Annotated in this window: 15 protein-coding genes; 10 read left to right on the top strand and 5 right to left on the bottom strand. The window is 34.0% G+C overall.

All coding sequences use genetic code 11. The features are described 5' to 3' along the window. Positions 1–14: 14 nt before the first annotated feature. Entirely contained in the window at positions 15–641 is a 627-nt protein-coding gene (locus GQR98_RS05485) for a carbonic anhydrase (protein ID WP_159018628.1), read from the top strand. Between the two features lie 85 nt (positions 642–726). Here GQR98_RS05485 and GQR98_RS05480 read toward each other — a convergent pair whose 3' ends face one another. After that, the gene (locus GQR98_RS05480) at positions 727–6,300 is read right to left on the bottom strand and encodes an Ig-like domain-containing alpha-2-macroglobulin family protein (protein ID WP_159018627.1); all 5,574 of its coding nucleotides are present in this window, start codon (positions 6,298–6,300) and stop codon (positions 727–729) included. A gap of 268 nt (positions 6,301–6,568) precedes the next feature. Here GQR98_RS05480 and GQR98_RS05475 point away from each other — a divergent pair, with 268 nt between their 5' ends. From GQR98_RS05475 to GQR98_RS05450, 6 genes are all read left to right on the top strand, one after another. Further along, on the top strand, positions 6,569–8,131 hold the full coding sequence (locus GQR98_RS05475; protein ID WP_159018626.1) for an aldehyde dehydrogenase family protein: 1,563 nt from the start codon (positions 6,569–6,571) through the stop codon (positions 8,129–8,131). 135 nt (positions 8,132–8,266) lie between these two features. Continuing rightward, positions 8,267–9,202, top strand: coding sequence for an OmpA family protein (locus tag GQR98_RS05470; protein ID WP_159018625.1), 936 nt, complete (start codon positions 8,267–8,269; stop codon positions 9,200–9,202). Between the two features lie 20 nt (positions 9,203–9,222). Then, the gene (locus GQR98_RS05465) at positions 9,223–9,825 is read left to right on the top strand and encodes a hypothetical protein (RefSeq protein WP_159018624.1); all 603 of its coding nucleotides are present in this window, start codon (positions 9,223–9,225) and stop codon (positions 9,823–9,825) included. A 263-nt stretch (positions 9,826–10,088) separates the two neighbouring features. Next, positions 10,089–11,468, top strand: coding sequence for a DUF1800 family protein (locus GQR98_RS05460; protein WP_159018623.1), 1,380 nt, complete (start codon positions 10,089–10,091; stop codon positions 11,466–11,468). Between the two features lie 2 nt (positions 11,469–11,470). Further along, the gene (locus tag GQR98_RS05455) at positions 11,471–12,661 is read left to right on the top strand and encodes a DUF1501 domain-containing protein (protein ID WP_159018622.1); all 1,191 of its coding nucleotides are present in this window, start codon (positions 11,471–11,473) and stop codon (positions 12,659–12,661) included. 100 nt (positions 12,662–12,761) lie between these two features. Next, positions 12,762–14,132, top strand: a complete 1,371-nt coding sequence (locus tag GQR98_RS05450) for a hypothetical protein (protein ID WP_159018621.1) — start codon at positions 12,762–12,764, stop codon at positions 14,130–14,132. A gap of 140 nt (positions 14,133–14,272) precedes the next feature. Here GQR98_RS05450 and GQR98_RS05445 read toward each other — a convergent pair whose 3' ends face one another. Further along, positions 14,273–15,274, bottom strand: coding sequence for an NAD(P)H-dependent glycerol-3-phosphate dehydrogenase (locus GQR98_RS05445; RefSeq protein WP_159018620.1), 1,002 nt, complete (start codon positions 15,272–15,274; stop codon positions 14,273–14,275). A gap of 176 nt (positions 15,275–15,450) precedes the next feature. Here GQR98_RS05445 and GQR98_RS05440 point away from each other — a divergent pair, with 176 nt between their 5' ends. The 3 genes from GQR98_RS05440 to GQR98_RS05430 all read left to right on the top strand — a co-directional run bounded on the left by GQR98_RS05440 (position 15,451) and on the right by GQR98_RS05430 (position 19,415). Next, positions 15,451–16,395 carry a nicotinic acid mononucleotide adenyltransferase gene (locus GQR98_RS05440; protein WP_159018619.1) on the top strand — a complete coding sequence of 315 codons (945 nt, stop codon included), beginning with the start codon at positions 15,451–15,453 and terminating at the stop codon, positions 16,393–16,395. Positions 16,396–16,598: 203 nt separating this feature from the next. Continuing rightward, the gene (lysM, locus tag GQR98_RS05435) at positions 16,599–17,096 is read left to right on the top strand and encodes a peptidoglycan-binding protein LysM (protein WP_159018618.1); all 498 of its coding nucleotides are present in this window, start codon (positions 16,599–16,601) and stop codon (positions 17,094–17,096) included. A gap of 192 nt (positions 17,097–17,288) precedes the next feature. Further along, a complete protein-coding gene (locus tag GQR98_RS05430; RefSeq protein ID WP_159018617.1) occupies positions 17,289–19,415 on the top strand; it encodes a Tex family protein in 2,127 nt (708 codons plus the stop codon). A gap of 30 nt (positions 19,416–19,445) precedes the next feature. On the opposite strand, the gene GQR98_RS05425 is transcribed toward GQR98_RS05430, so the two are convergent. The 3 genes from GQR98_RS05425 to GQR98_RS05415 are packed head-to-tail and all read right to left on the bottom strand — an operon-like array spanning position 19,446 to position 21,874. Beyond that, on the bottom strand, positions 19,446–19,841 hold the full coding sequence (locus GQR98_RS05425) for a hypothetical protein (RefSeq protein WP_159018616.1): 396 nt from the start codon (positions 19,839–19,841) through the stop codon (positions 19,446–19,448). 17 nt (positions 19,842–19,858) lie between these two features. Further along, entirely contained in the window at positions 19,859–20,452 is a 594-nt protein-coding gene (locus GQR98_RS05420; protein WP_159018615.1) for a TetR/AcrR family transcriptional regulator, read from the bottom strand. Between the two features lie 6 nt (positions 20,453–20,458). Next, on the bottom strand, positions 20,459–21,874 hold the full coding sequence (locus GQR98_RS05415; protein ID WP_159018614.1) for an efflux transporter outer membrane subunit: 1,416 nt from the start codon (positions 21,872–21,874) through the stop codon (positions 20,459–20,461). Positions 21,875–21,876 lie beyond the last annotated feature (2 nt).

The raw sequence follows: 21,876 nt of genomic DNA, 5'->3' as shown, positions 1-21,876 counted from the left end.
AAAGATAATAAGCTATGGATTTAAATAAAGTATTCGAAAATAACGAAGCTTGGATTAAGAGGCAGTTAGAAACGTCAAAAGATTATTTTGAAGATTTAGGTAAAGGGCAAAATCCGGAGTTATTATATATTGGCTGTAGCGATAGCCGTGTAACAGCGGAAGATTTAATGGGTTTGGGTCCAGGTGAGGTATTTGTGCATAGAAATATTGCAAACATGATTTCGGGTAACGATTTAAATGCTATGAGCGTTGTAGAGTATGCTGTAATTCATTTAAAAGTAAATCACGTTGTGGTTTGTGGTCATTATGGTTGTGGCGGCGTAAAAGCGGCTTTACAGTCTAAAGATTTAGGCTTGCTAAATGGTTGGTTGCGTAATATTCGTGATGTATATAGAATTCATAAATTAGAATTAAATAGCATTGAATGCGAAGAGCGAAAATACGATCGTTTAGTAGAGTTAAATGTAAAGGAACAGTGCGTTAATCTTATTAAAACAGCCACAGTACAAAAAGCCTATAGAGATAGAGGTTTAAAAGTACATGGTTGGGTGTTTGATGTACATACCGGAAAGCTAATTGACTTAAAAATTAATTTTGAAAAGTATCTACATGATATTATGGAGATTTATCATTTGGATTGAAATGATACATAATTTTTAATATCTGGTATATAAAAAAAAGTCCCGATAGCGTTTAAATGCTATCGGGACTTTTTTAGTTTAAGTGCTATTTTTTAACCTCAATCCATTGTCCTTTTGTTCTTACTAAAAAGTCGTTGTCATACATGGCTTCCGCTTGTACTCCATATAAATAGTAAGTTCCTAAGTAAGCAGCATTCAGCATTACATTAAATGTTTTTGTGCTATATTTTCCTTTTTCAGATAAATCGAAATAGAAATTTACACGATCATCACGAATATCTGTAAATCGAGCTTGGCTCGTCGTACTACTGCCAAAAGCTGTAAATCTAGTGTTTACAATTTCCCATCCCGATGGAAATATTTGGGTTAATGCAATATCATTAACGTTATAATCTTTTAAATTACTGACCTGTACTGTGGCAAGAAAATCTTGGCCTTGTTGTAATTTAGAAATGTCTATTTTATTGTCATCCAGATCTTTGTAAGCTACAGAAATACTTAAACCACGTTGCTCTGCGATTTCGGAACCTAAAGGTAGTTTTCCGGAGTTTAAAACACGTACATAAACCAAATTATCTTTTTGGTTGGTAAGGGTAATACTATTGGCACCATTATTCACTTGTAATTCTCGTGAGGCAATTGCACTTTTAGTGGTTATTGTTTCTGTTTTTCCATTAATAGAATAGCTTAAGCTTAATGCTTTTCCGCCGTTAGCGTTTACCATTTTAGCCATTGCTAATAAACTAAAGGCGGAGGTTTGCGTACTCATCCAGCGATTGCTCGATAGATCTTTAGCAATGGTTTCTGCTAGATCACGCATTTTAGGATTTTTGGTAAGTACCATAGTTTCTAAAGCCATAGCACGATTTCTATCTACAGAGCCATAGGTGTAATAATTATTCTTTAAAGGTTTGAAGTTAATATTTGCCGATTGCGAAATATTATCACTCGCTTCCTTTTGCCCGGCTAAAGCATAAGCGGCTGATAATCGCCATTTAGCTTCGTTAGATATTTCGCTAAACTCGCGTAAACGGTTCATGCTTGATAAATCTGGACTTCCAGCTAAAGCTAAGGTGTATAAACGGTAAGCTTGGGCTAAATCGGAATTATAACTGCGGTAACTTGGTCTCCAATCGCGAGCCGCTTGTGTTTGGTATTTAATCCAGTTACTTTTAAATGTTAACGGTAAAACAAAACCTTTCTTTTCTGCTTCTAGCATAAAATGCCCTGCGTAACTTGTTCCCCAGTCGTTAGCGGCGTTTTCGCCAATCCAATAACTTAGACCTCCACTTGGTCTTTGAAAATGCCCTAAGCGCTTAATGCCTTTTTCAATATTGGTTTGAATTTCCTTTTTCTTTTCAAAAGTAAGATCAAAAATATCTGCTAAAAATAACTGCGGAAATACGCTTGATGTTGTTTGTTCTACACAACCATGCGGATATTGAATAAGGTATTGTAATCGACGAGAAAAATCCATTGGAGGTAAAGTTGAAAACTCTACAGTTGCTCCATTTGTTCCATTAACACCAAAGGTTGAAAAGTTTAAAGTTTCACTAGCATTGGCTTCTAATGTTTTGTCTATGGTTTTAGATGTTATTGGGTTTGGGTTTACTACATCTAACTCTACTTTATAAGTCGATTTTTCACCATTTCCAGTTGCAATAACTTCTACCGTATTTATCTCTTTTGCTTTGCTAACATCGAGTTCAAAATACGTCATTTGTTCATCTGGCTTCGCAAAAGTTAGTACTTTCTTCTGTTCACCAACAACCGAAATACCATTACTTAATTTTAAGCTAATGCTAACATTTTTTACTTTAGGTTCCATAGCAAAAACGGTAACTGGAAGCGTTACTTTCTCACCAGGACTCAATTTCCGCGGAAGCGTTGCCAAAACCATTAAAGGCTTTTTAACTTCTACAGATTTATCTGTGCTTCCGTAAGCTTCATTTTTATTATCACCTGCAACAACCATAGTACGCACAGCCCCAATGTAATTTGGTAATTTTATACTGTGGGTTTTCTTTTCTCCGGCTTCTAGTTTAAAAGGACCTAAATAAGTTACAACAGGTTTAAAACGGTTGGCTTTTTTGTTTTTTCCACCGGCAGCACTACCATCACCACCTATGGCAAAAACCTGATCGATACTACCAGAATAAGCACCAATAACATCATCAAACACATCCCATGTTTTTACACCCAAAGCCTCACGTTTGTAAAATTCATTCCATGCATTTGGCGTTTTAAAACGCGTTAAATCTAGCAAGCCTTCTTCTACCATAGCAATAGTGTAAGTCATGGCTTTATTGTTTTTTTCTGAAATTTGAACGTCGAATTTCTGTTCCGGTTGAAGTGTATTTGGCATATTAAGTTGAGGTTCCAGTTTGGTTTCTGGATCTTCTACCATAATAGGAATGATTCCGTATAAACGAATTGGTAAATCGTTAGCCGAAATAGCATGTGGTTGTAAAAGCGATATGTTTACAAACACGTTTGGGGCCATATCTGGAGTAATGCCAACATCTACAGTAGTTTCTCCTTTTTGAGTTTTCACCCATTTGGTGTCAAGAACTTCGGTGCCATTTTCAATACTTACTAAAGCACGACCTTCACTGCCAGAAGCGAATGTTAATTTCGCAGTTTCGCCAACATTATATTTTTCTTTATCGGCAGAGAAAATAAGCATTTTTGCAGCTTCTTTATTTGTCGATCCCGAGTTTTGCCACCAGTTTTTATAGAAATAAGCGGTTCGCCCTGTGGCATGGCCACTCACTGGATCGGAAATTCTAATTAAATAGCGCCCGCGCTCGTTATTTGGGATTTTTAAGTTGAAGGTTCCTTTTCCTTTCGCATCCGTATTTATTTTTGAGGTAGAATACGGTTTATGGTAGCTACTAGAAACGTAACTCGATAAATCATCATAAGATGAATTCCACCACCAACGCCATTCTATTTTATAGACTTTAACCTCAAGGTTGCTTCGTTTTATTGGTTTGCCTTTCGCATCGACTACAACAATATCAAAAGCTTGATTTTCGTCTGTAAAAAATGATCCATAAGCATTGCCTTTAGGTGAGCGTAAACCAACAAAAGATTCGTAAGGTGCATATGGTTTTGTAAAAGCATCCATTGAGAAATCACCGCCGTTTTCGAAGGCGCGAACCAAAAATTGAGCGTTAAGCATGCCTGGCGCGTTTTTACCAATAGCAAGTTTATTATTAATAGTCGCTAAACCATTTTCGTCAACTTTACCATCAAAAATAATGGTTTCTTCTGTTTGAAAATTACGCGTAGGATCGTTAAACGTGTATTGTTTGTAGTTTTCGAAAGCGGTGTAAGCTGTGCTAAACTTAGCTTTAATTTCTGTTTTTAAGTTTTTTCCAACGGCACCATGCAACCATTTTACATCTAAAGTTCCTTTTAAAGGCGTATTGCTTGTTAGAATATCATCTTCAAATTCAACTTTAATTTTTAATCGGTTTGGTTTAACGGTTTCAATTTTTAATCCTTTATAAAATGTTGCACCACCAACCGAAACTTTAGCATTGTATTGACCTGTTTTGTCTTCTTGTGCAGTTGGTACGGTAAATTTAAAAACATTATTTAAGTTATCTGTAGTTACATTTTTGTAAACCAATTTACCATTTGGGTCAGTAATTTCTAACTTTACAGGATGTCCGCTAGGTAATTTGTTAGCGTTATCATTAAGCATAAAAGTTAAATGTAAAGTATCGCCAGGGCGCCATACACCACGCTCTCCATAAATGTAACCTTTAAGTCCACGTTGTAAGCGATTTCCTGAAACATCAAACTTACTTAAGGATAATGAGTTTCCGTCATGGAGCTTTATGTAGGTTGTGTTTTTTCCTTTTGAAACAATAGCAAAAGCTGCTTTTTTATCAGAATCTATTAAAGTTAATCCGGTTTCATCGGTATTTCTACTTGCTAATTCTTGTTGCTGGAAATTGTAAATAGTAACCTTAGCGTTAGCTTCTGGTTCTGTGTTTAAAATATTAGTTACTGCAAAATAATAAGAATTGTTTGCGCCTTGTTTTGCTATAACACCAAGGTTTGAGGCTAATAAATTTTGTGATATAATTTTGTTTTCGTTGTAGTAAGCATCATGGCAAGGGTTGTTTTCTTCACGCCAGTTGTAGCTGTAATCTTTGTAGCGGTATGTGAGGTTATCCCAGTAGGCTTCCTCGCGTAATTCTTCGTCTTCAGAATCTATTTCAGCATAATTACCTTCATAATATTCTTCGTCTTCGTAATAATCATCGTAGCCATCATCTTCAGAGTTTGAAGTACTAGGGTTAGCTTCGCAATCGTAAAGCGAGTAGCTTTTTTCATAACTTAATTCAATGCGATAAATAGCTCCGGGATCGGCTTCAAAATAGTGTGATAAATCGATACTGTAAGCTTTCCATTTACCTGTGTTTTCGGCTGCAGATTGTAGTTGTATGGTTTTTTTAGCAATACGTCTACCAACCTTTTTTATATCGTATTTATTGTTTGTGTTTAAGTTGTTATCTTGAAGAAGTTGAAGCACATTGTCTTCGAAAATCTTGATAACACGCACATCTACGGCGCTTAAGTTTACAGCTTCAAAATTGAATTTTAATTCTTCGGAATTAGGTAAAATAGTACCACTATTAATTAAGCGAACTTGAGGTTTTAGCTCTTCGAAAGCGATGGTTTCAGAAAAAGTTTTTTTCAATTTATAACCATCTGTATTTTTAATACCTTGAAAAACATCAACCTGAATGTTGCCCACTAATTTGCTAGAAGGATATACTTTTAAAACATTACCATCTACAATATATTTGGGGTTTTTACTTTTTTGAATGGTTACTAAACCATCAAAGTTTTGTTGTTTCTGTAAAGGATCGGAAAAATTGATAGATAGGTGTTGTTCTGGCGATTGAATAACATCAACTTCTACAATAGTAAAATTATTTACCCCTGGAATAGCGATGGTATTTTCACCTTCATTACTAGCTTTTATTGCATTTCCATTCCATTTTACAAGAATGTTATCATCTTCAATTTTTCGGTTTATACTATCAATTTTAAATTCGAAATATTTTGCAGCTTGGCTCGCTTCATTAAAAACAATATTTAGTTTTTTTCCGCTTTGCGATGCTTCAACTAAAGTTTTAGCATCTTTAATTGAAATAATATCACCCGATTTTATTACGCCTTCAATATATTGCCATTTTTTACTGTAGGATTGTAAATTATTAGTTTCAATATTAAAATTTGGTGTTATAGTTTTAAACTGAAAGGTGTAATCTTTATAGCCTGACGGCATATTTTTATAAATATCGCCAAGTTTTACGGTAACTGTATATTCTGTGTCTGGATCTAAATGTTCGTCGGGAGTAAATAGTAAAGTATGGTTGTTGCCAACGGTAAGTTTGCCTTCAACATGCGGTTTTATAGTTACAATATTGTCTGTAATTTCCTGATTCATTTCCCATCCCTCAACAGGTTTGGTTAAATTAATTTGAATAGGACTGGCTACCGAAGTTCTGCCCGATGTGGTGTAACTGATATAGTCTCTAAATTTGAAAATATTATCGGTTTCTACCACTTTCTTTTTACATGAAGCAATAATAGTAACAAATACGGCAAAGGTTAAAAGCTTTTTGAAAGACATAAATAGATGTGTTAAATGAAAATGAACGTGCTTTTGGGAGGGCAACAGGAGGGGCTGTTTATAAGATTACGTTCGTTTTTTAATATTTAGGTTTTTGGGTTCTGTTAAATTGTTCATAAAGTTAAAGGTTTTTGATGATTTTGCTTGGTTTTGTAACGAAAAAAGAAAGATTATTCTTAATTGAATTCAATAGTAAACATCAACAAATACGGCTTTTTATTAGTATATTCGTAAAAGAAATTAAATAAAAACTACAAATCCGTAATTCATGGAATCTATAGCAAGTAAATTTGGAATACACGAGGCGCTAAAAACTTTAGGCGTTCAAAATATAAATGAAGGGACATCAACAGGTTCAAACCAATTTTCGCACGAAGATGATGGTGTTGTTATTGAAAGTTTTTCTCCTGTAGATGGGCAATTAATAGGAAAAGTTAAAACAACTTCTCAAGCCGATTTTGATGTGGTAATGCAAACTGCAACTACTGCTTTTAAAACGTGGCGTACAATGCCCGCGCCACAGCGTGGAGAGATTGTGCGTCAGTTTGGTGATAAATTAAGAGAAAAAAAGGAGGCTTTAGGTAAACTTGTTTCTTATGAAATGGGAAAGAGTTATCAAGAAGGTCTTGGAGAGGTTCAAGAAATGATAGACATCTGCGATTTTGCAGTGGGTTTATCGCGTCAGCTTCATGGTTTAACCATGCATTCCGAGCGTCCTGGCCACCGCATGTACGAGCAATATCATGCTTTAGGTGTGGTTGGTATTATTTCAGCTTTTAATTTTCCGGTAGCTGTTTGGGCTTGGAATACGGCTTTAGCATGGATTTGTGGTGATGTTTGTATTTGGAAGCCAAGCGAAAAAACGCCGCTTTGTGGTATAGCTTGCCAAAATATAGCGGCCGAAGTTTTTGCTGAAAATAATTTACCCGAAGGTATTTCTTGCTTAATAAATGGCGATTATAAGGTTGGTGAATTCATGACGAAAGACAAAAGAATTCCATTAATTTCTGCAACGGGTTCTACACGTATGGGGAAAATTGTAGCTCAGGAAGTTGCAGGCCGTTTAGGTAAAACTTTATTAGAGCTTGGGGGTAATAATGCTATAATTGTAACACCAGATGCCGATATAAAAATGACGGTCATTGGTGCTGTTTTTGGCGCGGTTGGTACTTGTGGACAACGTTGTACATCAACGAGAAGATTAATAATTCATGAGGATATTTATGATAAAGTAAAAACAGCTATTGTAGATGCTTATAAGCAATTACGTATTGGAAATCCTTTAGACGAAAATAACCATGTTGGGCCGTTAATTGATACCGACGCCGTAAATATGTATAACAATGCATTAGAGAAAGTATTGGAAGAAGGCGGTGGAATTATAGTTGAAGGTGGCGTACTCTCTGGTGTAGGTTTTGAAAGTGGTTGTTATGTAAAACCAGCTATTGCAGAAGCTAAACCTAATTTTAAAATTGTACAACACGAAACATTTGCTCCAGTTCTATATTTATTGAAATACTCGGGAGATGTTGAAAATGCTATTGATATTCAGAATGAAGTTGCTCAAGGATTATCGTCAGCTATTATGACAAATAACTTAAGAGAAGCCGAGCGTTTCTTATCCGTTCAAGGATCAGATTGTGGAATTGCTAATGTAAATATTGGAACTTCGGGTGCTGAAATTGGTGGTGCTTTTGGAGGTGAAAAAGATACAGGCGGTGGCCGTGAATCTGGATCTGATGCTTGGAAAGTATATATGAGAAGGCAGACCAATACTATAAATTATACTACAGAATTACCGTTATCTCAAGGGATTAAATTTGAGTTGTAGTATTTAAAATATTTAATTTTTTTTAAAGTCACATTTCTATAAATGTGACTTTTTTTGTTTTATTGTTTCTAAATGTATGAGCTAAAGTGTTATATTGTAAACACTTATATTTTTCTAACCAAAAAACAAAATCTAATGAGTAAAAAAACATCCTATCTTTTAGGAATTGTACTCACTATTATTCTCGGTACTATTTTGTATTATTTTTTATGTTGTAGTGTGTGCTGCAATGCAGAAAAGGGCGCAAATAACCAAGACGAGACTAAGAGTGTTGTAAGTCCGACAATTAAAGAAATTACCAAAAATGCATTTGTAATTAACGATGCTAGTGGCGATTTTAATTTGAAGCTGAATGATAATTTTAATTTCAAAACATCAAATTTTTCAATAGAAGAACCTGTTTCTAAAGATATTGAAAATGGTGTTTTAAAGCTTAAGGACTATCTTATAGAAAACCCGTTAAAAAATATTAATATAACTGGGTTATACAGAAGTGATGAAACTAATAATTCTGCATATCCAAACCTTGGATTGGCAAGGGCAAACTCCGTTAAAAACTACTTCGTATTGCATGGAGTCTCTTCAAAACAAATTGATACCAACGGAAAATTAAATGATACGATTAATCCAGATGAAAACAGTACGCTATTTGGTCCTGTGTCATTCAATATGTTAACAGCAGATGCATCTGATACATCTTCTATGGAAGCCTTAAAAACCGCATGTGATGCTATTAAAGAGAATCCGTTAGTATTACATTTTAAAACAGGTCAAGCATCGATTAATTTAACGGCAGAGCAACGTCAAAAAATAGCCGATATCTCTCATTGTGTAGATAAGTTAGGAGTTAAAATGCAAGTTATTGGGCATACCGATAATACAGGCGATGCTGCAAGAAATATTGTTCTTGGTCAGGAACGTGCAGATTTTGCAAAAGCATATTTAACCCAAAACGGGATTTTAGATAGCAATATTGAAACATCGTCTCAAGGACCAAAAGTTCCTGTTGCAGATAATGCTACGGAAGAAGGTAGAGCAGAAAACAGAAGAACAGTAATTACAATTAACTAAAAACTTAAAAATATAAAATTATGAATTGGTGTATATTAATCCCATTATTAGTCGGTGCTATTTGTGCAATATTAGGTTATTTATTAGGTAAACTTTTAGGTGGTGGAAACCACAACGAGTGTGAAGATAGAATAGGAGCATTGCAAGCAGAGCTAGATGCTTGTAGATTAAGTAAGGTTTCTTTAGAAAGTGATTTGAGTGCAACTAAAGCAGCCTTAACAACATCTGTTGCGGCAGAAGCTTCAGTAAAATCTTCTTTAGAATTAACTAAATCATCATTAGCCGCATCTTTATCAGCAGCAACTGCGGTGCCTGTTGTGTTAAGTGTGTTCGATGGCGCAGCTGCAAAAGCTGTTTTTGGTAAAAAAATAAAAGAAAATGATTTAACGGTTGTTGAAGGTATTGGGCCTAAAATTCAAGGTTTATTTCATGATCATGATGTTAAAACATGGAAAGCATTATCTGAATGTTCTATAGAAAAATGTCAAGCTGTTTTAGATTCTGGAGGAGAACGTTATAAAATCCATAAACCAGGCACCTGGCCAAAACAAGCGCAGTTAGCTTATGAAGGCAAATGGGAAGAGCTTTCAAAATGGCAAGACCAGCTAGATGGCGGGAAATAAAACCTGAAATTTATCATATAAACAAAAACCGCTTCTGTTAATGAAGCGGTTTTTTTGTTTTTAATTATGTGCTATTTGCAATTGTATTATTTGGTCTTTAGTTGTTTTGTAGATATATTCATTTTAATATACAAAAACCTAAAAGGTAAACGTTATTCTATGTATTTTGCTTAAGGTATGTTAAACCTTTTTAATTTGTTGAAGTCAAATTAGTTATAAGTTTGTTTCTTCATATTTTAGATTAATAAATAAAATTGAGTTTTATGAAAAGTAATCATATTCAGCATTTATATTGGCGTGTTGGTTTTGGTATTCTGCCAAATGAACTCGAAAAGTTTTCTAAAAAAAGTAAAAAAAAGATTGTTGATGGCATTATTGAAACATCGCAAAAAGTAACGCCATTAAAAGTTGATACAGCCGAACTCGATGAATTATTGAGTGGTACTTATGAGAAGACAAAAGAAAATATTAAAAAATTCCAGAAGCTAAGCCGAGAAAAAACAAAGGAGTTAAACATTGCATGGATAGATCGATTAGCAAATTCTAATCAAATACTTCGTGAAAAAATGACCCTCTTTTGGGCGAATCATTTTGTGTGTGAAGATAATAATTACGTTTACACACAAAACTTCCATAACCGACTTCGTGAGCATGCGCTTGGTAATTTTAAAGATTTTGTAAAGGCCATTTCAAAAGAAGCTGCCATGACTAAATACTTAAATACCAAGCAAAACAAAAAACAAAAGCCTAACGAGAATTTTGCTCGTGAACTTATGGAACTGTTTACTTTAGGTGTTGGTAATTATACCGAAAATGATATTAAAGAAAGCGCGAAAGCGTTTACGGGTTATAGCCATTATTTAAAAGGTGAATTTGTTTTTAAAAAACGTGTTCATGATGAAACTGATAAAATATTTTTTGGTAAAACAGGGAATTTTGACGGTGATGATATTGTAGATTTAATCCTTGAAAAAAGGGAGTGTGCAACTTTTATTTGTACTAAAATTTATAGCTACTTTGTTAACGATACTATTAACGAACGGCATGTAAGCGAAATGGCCAATGTGTTTTATAAAGATTACAACATCGAAAACCTAATGCGCTATATGATGCTTGCCGATTGGTTTTATGATGATGAAAATATGGGAACTAAAATTAAATCGCCCATAGAACTTTTGGTTGGTTTAAAAACGGTAGTTCCTGTCGATTTTAAATCATCTAAACAGCTTTTTAATCTTCAGAAATTATTAGGGCAAGTACTTTTAAACCCACCTAATGTGGCGGGTTGGAAAGGTGGCCGATCTTGGATAGATTCTAACACCATTACACTGCGGTTAAAACTACCGTCAATTATTTTAAATAACGCTTATATTTCTAAGGTTAAAGCAGGTAAAACCGATGAGTCTATACTTAAAAGTAAACAAGCGTTTAAAAAGAAGTACGGACAACGTTTTAAAACCGAAACTAATTGGGCTGTTTTCGATACACATTTTAGTGATGTGTCCATGACTGATTTAGATAAGCATTTGCTAGCTTGTGCTATAAGCAGTCATGCAAGCACGTATCTAAACTCGCTAAGTAAAGTCTCAAAGCGGGAGTACTGTATTCAACTTATGTCGTTACCCGAATATCAAATGTGTTAATCATGGATAGAAGAAAATTTTTGAAACAATCGTCGCTGGCTAGTAGTCTGTTTTTTGTGCCAAGTTTTGTAAAAGCATTCGAGCAAGTTGCTCAAAGTCAGTTAGGGTATAAGCGCTTGGTTATTATTCAGCTTTCGGGAGGTAACGATGGGTTAAATACTGTAATTCCGTATCAAAATGATTTGTATTATAAAGCGCGTCCAAGTTTAGGAATAAAAAAGAGTGAGGTTTTAAAATTAAATGATGAGGTAGGTTTACATAAAAGTTTAAAACCCTTAAAACATCTTTACGATAATGGTAATTTGTGTGTTATAAACAATGTTGGGTATCCAAACCCTATTCGTTCGCATTTTAGATCTATGGATATTTGGCAAACGGCTACTGATTCTGATAAATACTCACAAAGTGGTTGGCTTGGTCGCTATCTAGATCGATATGGTAAACACCCATACAGCGCTATTGAAATAAACGATAGCTTATCGCTAGCCATGAAAGGAGAACAGATGAATGCTATTGCGACTCAAGATGCTAAAACACTTTATAATTTATCTAAAGATCCTTATTTTAAAAACGTTATTAAACATCAAGATGACGCCCATTTAAGCGAGCATAATTTGGGGTATTTGTATAAATCTATGATTTCGGCAGAATCTTCTGCGAAGTATATTTACGAAACGAGTAAAACCTTTTCTTCTAAAACAGATTATCCACAAAATTATTTTGCAAAACAATTAAAAACAACGGCACAGTTTATTAATTCTGGGCTCGATACCAAAGTGTTTTATAGTGCTCTAGGAGGTTTTGATACGCATGTAAACCAGTTGGGTGCGCAAAATAGATTGTTAAATATTTATGCTGAAAGTATTGAAGCTTTTGTAAACGATTTAAAAACTAATAATACCTTTAACGATACGTTAATTTTAACCTTTTCGGAATTTGGCCGACGTGTAAAACAAAATGCAAACGTGGGTACCGACCACGGTACATCTAACAATGTTTTTATTATTGGTGGCCAATTAAAAAAGCAAGGTTTATATAATGATATGGCAAGTTTAAGTGATTTGGATACTAATGGTGATCTTAAATTCGAAATCGATTTTCGTACCATTTATGCTACCGTTTTAAACAAATGGCTCGATGTTAATGATGAAAAGGTGCTTAACAGATCGTTTAATCAATTAGGCTTTATTTAGTTTGTTATTACTTGTTTTAATTCTGAAGGTGCTTTGGTTTTTATTGGGTTTTTCACTTTAAAATACCGATTTTTGGTAGCTTAAATTCAAAATCTCCTTTATGTTTAATAGAAGGTATCTCAATGATAATGAGGTAAAATTTATCGCGAAACAAGTTTCTAGTTCTAAAAATTTGATACTGAGTGCTTTTGTAGTACTTGCTATTGTGGTTGCAGGGCTTGCTGTGATGTTTTATGCTGAGTTCGATGAATTTAACTTCGGAATTAATTTAATGTTTGGCATTTTAATTATTCTGCTATATTTTCTTAGCTGGTACATTAAAGGATATAGTAAGCATAAAGTAAAGCCTGAAGTTTATAGAATGCGTGGCGTTTATAACCGTATTTATATACAACATGGAAAAAACGGGAGATATCAGGATGCTTTTAATGAGCACTTTGTTAAAATACCTTGGCATTGGCGTAAGTATTTAAAATCTATAAAAGAACCTATAGATTTTGAATATATATTGAGAGATGATGCAGTTGGTATAAGCGAAGGTGCTATGATGTATGTGGTTTCGGTTAATGATGAGCTCTCGCTAGATTACGAAATAGAACATGGGCTTAGTAAGGCTAAACCTATTTCGTTTATAAATATTGTTAGTCTTCTTTTAGTTTTACCGGTTGTTTTAATTTTATGCGTTGGAAATGGTTTAAGTGATGCCTTAAGAGTTAATGAGTTGTTTAAAACGGAAGATAACCCTGTAGTTATTAATTCTGTAAACGATTTAAAAGCGTTAACCAAAGCAGATTATGTAGAACTTAAAGATGTTTGGGTGTATCAATTTAAACGTCCGTTTGATTATTCTGGTAACTATGCTGTAATTTCTAAAGCTGAGAGAGATCGAATTTACTACCATCCGGATGCTAATGCGAGTTATCGCTATTATTTTTCGCCTAGAATGATAAAGAAACCAAATAGAGAAGCTTATGAAAAAAACTTGAAAGAGAGCCCTTTGTATAATAAAGGGATGTTTAAAAACATGAATGATGAGCTTTGGAAAAAGGGTGTAGACAAGGCTTTTGATAGAGCTTTAAACGAATATCAAAATCGTTTTGCTAAGGCACAGCGTTTGGAAAGTATTTTAGAAGAATTAAAACCAAGAGAAATTCTTTTAAAACTAAGTGATAATTGTATAAATGTCCCAGAAGATCAAGGTTACACTATTAAAAAAGGCTTGGTAGAGCCAATCACTGTTTTTGGGTTTTATAACCCTAAAAGCGAAAGGTTAATTAGTTTTGAGGAGCAAGAAAGGCGTAAAGAGCAGCTTAAAGGGAATCTTACTCCGGTATTTTTTAGTTTTATAGTTTTGCTTATGGCTTTACTAGCTATTGTTAAACTTATTAGGAATACTTTATTAAAAAGAAAACTTGTAGATGCACAGCTTAATATTAATACAGGCGACCCTAGATTAAACAAAAGAAACTAATAAAAACCAACCTCATCAAATTGTTTTGCGTTAGGGATAGAACGGCCTGTTTGAGCTCTTTTTGTGTGGTTGCACCTATGCAACACAAAAAAGCGAGTAGTGATAGCCCGACCCTTTTTGGGTAACGCCCAAATGCTGTTTTAATCTAACTTATCGGTTAATTTTTTAAATACTTTTTTAGGGTTTTTGTTTTCGTATAATATCTCGTAAACAGCATTTATTATAGGTAATTGCGTCTTTTTTGCATTTTTAGAGTTTAGTAAATGTGCAGATTTTGTGGCGTAATAACCTTCGGCTACCATGCTCATTTCCATTTGTGCAGATTTTACGGTGTAACCCTTGCCAATCATGTTACCAAACATGCGGTTTCGAGAAAATACGGAGTAACCGGTTACCAATAAATCGCCTAAATAGGCTGAGTTGTTGATGTTACGTTTCATTTTATGCATTTTTTTAATAAAACGTTTCATCTCACGAATGGAATTACTCATAAGTACACTCTGGAAATTGTCGCCGTAACCCAATCCGTGTGCAATTCCGGCTGCTATGGCGTAAATATTTTTAAGCATCACGGCATATTCTACTCCAATAATGTCGTCGGTAATTTTTGTTTTTATGTAATCGGAAGATAAATTATCGGCAATTTGTTTGGCCTTAACCTGATCGGAACACGAAATAGTTAAGTAAGAAAGGCGCTCTAAAGCAACCTCCTCGGCATGGCATGGACCAGCAATTACGGCTATATTATCGTAAGGTACATTGTAGGTGTCGTGAAAATGTTGACCTACTAATAACCCTGTTTCTGGCATAATACCTTTTACTGCAGATACTATGGTTTTGTTTTCTATGTTTATGTTAAGTTTTTCTAACTCGCTGTGTATAAATGCAGAAGGGATTACAAAAATAAGCACATCGGCATATTCTGCAATCTCGTTTATATCGTTACTTAGTTTTAATTGGTCTAGATGAAACTCTACGGAGCTTAAGTAATTTGGATTGTGTTGCTCGCGTATTAGGTGTTCTTTTGTGTAAACACTGCGCATATACCAGCCAATTTCGTCAAGATTTTCACTAAGCATTTTTACAATAGCTGTAGCCCAACTTCCTGCACCAAAAACCGCGTATTTTAAAGGTTTATCCATGAGATCTAATCAATTTTATATATCAAAAATACGGAAAATTTTAGTCTTATATAGAACGATTTTACAGAATGAAATTATTTTTTGGCACGCGTTTTGAAACCTACTCTATAGAAACGCTAAAAATGCTTGTTTTTCAATAGAATAGAAAGCAGTCATTTTTACTTAAATATTACAACATGAAAACTATAAAATTACTTTCGAGCTTTGCTCTAATTGCGACACTGTTTACGTCTTGCTATACCGAGGTTATAGTAGAAGATTACATTGAAGAGCCAACCATATCGGTAAATCAATTATTAAATTCTTACGAGTTGTGGTATGTAGATATTAACGCTACTAAGGGTTTTGGTGAAACACCATTTTTACAAAAAGCATTTACAATATCGTTTAAAAATGGCGTAATGTATGCTAATAACAATATTGTTGGTTTAGGTGATACCGGAAACGGATATGGTATAGATGTCGCTACTTATAATTCTTACGATTTAATTTTAGATGTAAATCACGATGTTGATGGTTTTGAAACTTTTGATGTGTATAGAGTAGATAATAATACCATTGAGTTGTATAACCCAAATAACGATACCTCTTACTTTTTAGATGGTTACCAACGTAATACTTTTGATTACGACTTCGTGTTTTATGATAATATCCATTATTTTTTACAAGAGTATGATGCTTGGGAAAAAGTTTATACTAGTAATTACGGAGCGTTAAATGATTTTGATAACGAAAACTACTTACAGTTTTTAGCTGGAGGAAACGATTCGGAGTTTAAAAGCTCTCAAGATAATACAGGTAAAAACGTAAATAATTTGTTTTGGGATTACACCGGGCTTTATGCCGTAGGAGATTTTAACAACGATATGTACTTAAAAAACTTAACCTTAGATTACGATTATTTTAGTAATGAACAGTTTGAGTTAAGTGTTATTAACGATGGTAAAATAGAATTGTATCACGCCGCATCTGGAACCAAATACGAGTTTGTAGGTAGAGGATATATACAATATTTAAAATCTGAAAACTCTAAAGTAAAAGCAACCAATACAACGGAAGATAAAATGCGTAAGTTTAAAAAAGAACGCGTTGAAAACCCAAGAGAAAGCAGTAGAATATAAAATAATTAAATAGGTTAGTTAATTTAAAGTCGCTTAAAATCAATATTTTAAGTGGCTTTTTTTATGCTTGTATGTTTTTTATCTATTTTTTTTAAATAAATATGTGACCCTTCGGAAGATTTAGTGTCTTAATTATAGAAGCTATTTAATAATTGATTAAATTGCTTTCAAACCAAAGTTAACTCTAAAAAAACAAACTAAACATGGGATTATTTTCTTTTATAAAAAATGCAGGTGCCAAAGTATTTGGAATTGGCAAAACAGATGCTGAAGAAGCAGCTGAAGTAGCAAAAGAGGCTACAGCAGCAGAGCTTAAATTAGAAGAAGCTGCAGCTAGAAATTTAGAAGAAACAGTTTCGAGCTTACAATTAAAAGTTGAAAACTTAAATATATTTATTGATGATGATTCCGCTACCATTACTGGTGAGGCTTACGATCAGGCTACTAAAGAAAAAGTGATTTTAGTAGTTGGAAACTCTAATGGTATTGCTACTGTAGACGACCAAATGACGGTTGAAAACGTAGAGCCAGAAGCACAGTTCCATACCGTAGCGAGCGGAGACACATTAGGAAAAATTGCAAAAAATTATTACGGAAATGCTATGAAGTACCCGGTTATTTTTGAAGCCAATAAGCCTATGCTTACTGACCCAGATAAAATATATCCTGGACAAGTATTACGTATACCTGCCTTAGACTAAAAATTACCTACGAAATTTATGTTATAAGTTAAAAGCCAACCTGAACAGGGTTGGCTTTTTAATTTTAAATACTTCTCAAAAATTAGTTATTGTTTTAAGGTTTAAAGTCTTTTTGGTTTTAAAAGAAAACTTTAACCCAGTCGCTACATTTTATAGAACTTTATTACATTCGCTTTTATATTTTTTAAGCTTATGAAATTACTTGTTTCCTATATAATATCGAACACCAATTTACCAGAACAATCTGTAAAAAACACGGTTGATTTGTTGAATGAAGACTGTACCATTCCTTTTATTTCGCGTTATAGAAAAGAACGTACAGGAAATTTAGATGAGGTTCAAATTGGTGATATTGTAAAGTTTAAAGAACAATTTGAAGCTTTAGAAAAACGTAAAAAAGCCATTTTAAAAGCTTTAGAAGAACAAGAGGTTTTAACTACGGAATTAAAACAAAAAATAGAAAGTACTCAAGATTTAACAACGCTTGAAGATTTATATCTGCCCTATAAAAAGAGCCGTAAAACGAAGGCTGAAAAAGCGAGATTAAACGGATTGGAACCTTTGGCGAAAATAATAATGAGCCAAAATGCTAACAATTTAGAAACTATTGCTTTTAAATATGTAAAAGGTGAAGTGGCTTCTGTTGAAGATGCTTTGGAAGGCGCCAGGCATATTATTGCCGAGTGGATTAACGAGCGTGCCGATATTAGAAATAATATCCGTCGCCAGTTAGAGCGTTTCGCTATGATTTCCACGAAAGTGGTAAAAACAAAAGTTAAAGATGAGGATGCTCAAAAATTCCGTGATTATTTCGATTGGGAAGAAAGTCTGAGTAGAATTCCATCACATAGATTATTAGCCATTTTACGTGCAGAAAAAGAAGGTTTTATTCGTGTAAAAGTTGAAATAGATAACGACCGTGCTTTCGATAACATAGAACGTCGTATAATTAAAAGTAATAACGCTTGCGCGGAAGAAATAGAGCTTGCCATTAAAGATGCTTACAAGCGTTTATTATTACCATCTTTAAGTAAGGAGGCGATGCAAATAGCAAAAGATAAAGCCGATGAAGCTGCTATTACTGTTTTTGCAAAAAACTTAAAACAATTGTTATTAGGTTCGCCACTTGGTGAAAAGCGTGTTTTAGCCATAGATCCGGGTTTTAGATCGGGCTGTAAATTGGTCTGTTTAGATGCTCAAGGGCAATTAAAATACAACGAAACCATATATCCGCACCCTCCAAAAAGTGATAGTATTGGTGCTATGAAAAAAATAAGTTCGCTTTGTGATGCTTATAAAATTGAGGCTATTGCCATTGGTAATGGTACGGCATCTAGAGAAACCGAAGCTTTGGTGCGTAAAGTGCATTTTAAAAACGATATGCAGGTTTTTGTAGTTAGCGAAGCTGGAGCAAGTATTTATTCGGCCTCTAAAATAGCGCGAGAAGAATTTCCTGATTACGATGTTACCGTTCGTGGTTCTGTGTCTATTGGGCGCCGTTTGCAAGATCCGTTGGCAGAGCTGGTTAAAATTGATGCCAAATCTATTGGTGTTGGACAATATCAACATGATGTGGATCAAAACAAACTGCAAAAGCAATTGGATGTGGTTGTCGAGAATTGTGTGAATTCGGTGGGAGTTAATATTAATTCGGCGAGTAAAAGTTTGCTGAGTTATGTTTCTGGAATTGGACCAAAATTAGCCGAAAATATTTTTAATTACCGCAATGAAAACGGCGTTTTTAAATCTAGAGCAGCGATTAAAAAAGTACCACGCTTAGGCGGAAAAGCTTTTGAGCAAGGTGCTGCTTTTTTACGCATTAAAGATGCTGAAAACCCGTTGGATGATTCTGCAGTGCACCCAGAAAGTTATGCTGTTGTAGCCAAAATGGCGAAAGATTTAAAAACATCTGTACAAGATTTAATTAGCAATAAAGCCCTACTTCAAACTATAAATTTAAAAAACTACTGCACTGAAACTGTTGGTTTACTAACACTGGAGGATATTGTAAAGGAACTCGAAAAACCAGGTTTAGATATTCGTGAACAGGCTAAAGTGTTTACCTTTAATCAAAATATAAAAACGATTAACGATTTGCACGAGGGACAACTGTTACCTGGTATTGTAAATAACATTACCAACTTTGGATGTTTTGTTGATGTTGGTATCAAGGAAAGTGGCTTAATTCATGTTTCTAACCTTTCTGATAGTTTTGTAAAAGATGTTAATGAGCACGTAAGTTTACACCAACAAATTATTGTAAAGGTTTTAGAAGTTGATGTTCCGCGAAAGCGTATACAGCTTAAATTACATAAATAAAGCCCCTCTGTTTCTATAAAAAAAGAGTGATTATTTTACTAGAACACCTTTTACTTGCATAAGTGGTAAGGCTTGTAGTGCGTTTAAATTAATGGTGTTTTCACGGAATAAATATGTTTTGTCGAACATTTTATTGCCTTCGAAGAAAGAAACCTTAAAGGTGTTATTAATCTTAAATAAATCTTCGTGCATTAATTCTATTTTGGCGTAACTCTTTTTAGGAAGTTTGTCGAGTTTCTTTCTAAAAGTCGATGTTATTTTATCTTTAGAATAGCCGCCAGTAACGATAAGAACCATTTCTAAATCGACATCTTTATCGTTTATAATGTAAGCGTTCCAGTCTTGAGTTTTATAAATATCGTTGTATTCGTTAACTATAGCAACGTAAACGTCTTCAACTTTTGGTATGGTGATATCTTCTTTCATTTGGCAAAAATACAAATCTATTCAAAATAAGGATTAGAATATGTGCTGGAAATAATGCCTTTTAAATTATAAATAACCATGTGTTTAAATAAAACGTCTTTTCCGTATAAATCGAAGAGGTCCTTTTTTTTGAAAGCCACGTTATCAATTCGTAAAAAGTAAATTTTCACGGCTAATCTCAAATTAACATCTGGATTAATGTGTCCGTTTATTTTGGCGTCTTTAAGTAAGTTGTAAACCGTAGTAAAGGCAAGTTCTTCAGTAAAATCCTGAAATAACTTGAAGGCTTTTGGATAATATTTTTCCAGGCCAAAAATAAAAGAGGGCTTGAAGTATTTTAAATACTCAAACCCTCTTTCGTAAATTAAAACAACACAAAAAACAGGATCGTTACTGTTGCAAGCAACAATCCCATTTATTTTTTCTTTATACTCATTTAATAAACTCTCTAAACTAGCAGTTACTAGATCTTCTTTGTTTTTAAAAAACGTATAAATTGTTTTTTTAGAAATACCTAAAGTCCGTGCTATTTCATCTAGTGAAACATGTTTGCTCCCTAGTTGGGTAAACTTGTTTATCGCACAACTTAGCAGTTCCTTTTTGGTAATCATTTTATTTTATTTCCATCCGCCACCAAGAGCTTCGTATAAATCTACAATAGAAACTAACTGTTGTAACTTAGTGTCTATCACGTTAAGCTCTGCACTTAAAGCACTTTGTCTGGCTGTTAATAAATCTAGGTAATTGGCATAACCGTTTTTAAGTAACTCTTCAGAGTTTGCTTCGGCCATACGCAATGCTTCAACTTCATTTTTTCTATATTGAAATTTTTCAGTTTCGGCTTTATAAGTGTACAGCGCGTTAGAAACTTCGTTTCCGGCTATTAATAAGGTTTTCTTAAAGTTTAATAAAGCACTTTCTTGATTTGCAAGAGCGACTTCTTTTTGAGTTTTAAGTTTTCTTTGGTTGAATAAAGGTTGTGTTAATCCGCCAACTACGGTTGCGAATAATGAGCTCGTGTTAAATAAGTTATCTAACTCTAAACTTTGTAAACCTCCCGATGCAGTTAAAGTTAACGATGGGTAAAAGCTACTGTTTGCCACATTGGTTAACTCAAAAGCATTAATTAAACCATATTCGGCAGCCATAACATCTGGTCTGTTGTTTAGCAACGTTGCAGGAACACCAAGAGCAATATCTTGTTGGGTTGGTTGTTTGTCTAAGCTACTACGTTCAAAATGTTGAGCGCTTCTGCCTAACAGGATACTTAATGTGTTTTCAGCTTTAAAAATAGCTGTTTCTAAATCTATTTGTAAAGCTCTAGCACTGTTGTACTGCGCTATGTTTTGGTCTACAGCTACTTGCGTTACGTTTCCAGCATCTTTTAATGCTTTAATGGTTTCTACACCGCTTTTTCTAGTTTCAATAGTTTGCTTAGTTACTTCTAATTGTGCATCTAAAGCTAATAGATTGTAATATGTGTTTGCAATGCTAGAAATAAGTTGCGTTTTTACAACTTGATGCCCAGCAACACTTTGTAAATATGCAGCTTGTGTAGCACGTTTATTACTTCTAATTTTCCCCCAGATATCAGCTTCCCAAGATAAATCGGCAGTAATATCATAAGTGTCTAAACCACCACTAAAAATAGATCCGAATTGACTGTTTTCTGAAAACTCTTGGCGTGTATAATTAGGCCCAACACTTAATGTTGGAAAGTATCCAGCTTTACCTTGTTTTGCATAAGCTTCCGCTGAAATCATTTGTTGAATAGCAATACGGACGTCCATGTTATTTTCTAATCCTTCTTCAATATATTGATTTAGAAACGGATCGGTAAAAATAGTTTTCCAAGATACATCGGCCATAGAAATACTATCGGTTGGCAAATTATCTGTTCTGTATAGCGCTTCGTTTACAATTAATTCTGGGCGTTCGTATTCTTTTGCTACAAAGCAACTTTGTAAGGTCACTAAAACCAAGCCTAATAGCATGGTTTTAGTGAAATTTTTATGTTTTATAATTGATTTCATAG

It is taken from the genome of Algibacter sp. L3A6 (assembly GCF_009796825.1).
Taxonomy (GTDB): domain Bacteria; phylum Bacteroidota; class Bacteroidia; order Flavobacteriales; family Flavobacteriaceae; genus Algibacter.
This window is presented reverse-complemented; position numbering and strand designations above follow the sequence as displayed.

Coding starts and splice junctions, on each gene's coding strand:
- GQR98_RS05440 (WP_159018619.1), top strand. CDS start 15,451: ATGAAAACTATAAAATTACTTTCGAGCTTTGCTCTAATTGCGACACTG.
- GQR98_RS05485 (WP_159018628.1), top strand. CDS start 15: ATGGATTTAAATAAAGTATTCGAAAATAACGAAGCTTGGATTAAGAGG.
- GQR98_RS05480 (WP_159018627.1), bottom strand. CDS start 6,300: ATGTCTTTCAAAAAGCTTTTAACCTTTGCCGTATTTGTTACTATTATT.
- lysM (WP_159018618.1), top strand. CDS start 16,599: ATGGGATTATTTTCTTTTATAAAAAATGCAGGTGCCAAAGTATTTGGA.
- GQR98_RS05415 (WP_159018614.1), bottom strand. CDS start 21,874: ATGAAATCAATTATAAAACATAAAAATTTCACTAAAACCATGCTATTA.
- GQR98_RS05475 (WP_159018626.1), top strand. CDS start 6,569: ATGGAATCTATAGCAAGTAAATTTGGAATACACGAGGCGCTAAAAACT.
- GQR98_RS05430 (WP_159018617.1), top strand. CDS start 17,289: ATGAAATTACTTGTTTCCTATATAATATCGAACACCAATTTACCAGAA.
- GQR98_RS05420 (WP_159018615.1), bottom strand. CDS start 20,452: ATGATTACCAAAAAGGAACTGCTAAGTTGTGCGATAAACAAGTTTACC.
- GQR98_RS05425 (WP_159018616.1), bottom strand. CDS start 19,841: ATGAAAGAAGATATCACCATACCAAAAGTTGAAGACGTTTACGTTGCT.
- GQR98_RS05445 (WP_159018620.1), bottom strand. CDS start 15,274: ATGGATAAACCTTTAAAATACGCGGTTTTTGGTGCAGGAAGTTGGGCT.
- GQR98_RS05470 (WP_159018625.1), top strand. CDS start 8,267: ATGAGTAAAAAAACATCCTATCTTTTAGGAATTGTACTCACTATTATT.
- GQR98_RS05460 (WP_159018623.1), top strand. CDS start 10,089: ATGAAAAGTAATCATATTCAGCATTTATATTGGCGTGTTGGTTTTGGT.
- GQR98_RS05455 (WP_159018622.1), top strand. CDS start 11,471: ATGGATAGAAGAAAATTTTTGAAACAATCGTCGCTGGCTAGTAGTCTG.
- GQR98_RS05465 (WP_159018624.1), top strand. CDS start 9,223: ATGAATTGGTGTATATTAATCCCATTATTAGTCGGTGCTATTTGTGCA.
- GQR98_RS05450 (WP_159018621.1), top strand. CDS start 12,762: ATGTTTAATAGAAGGTATCTCAATGATAATGAGGTAAAATTTATCGCG.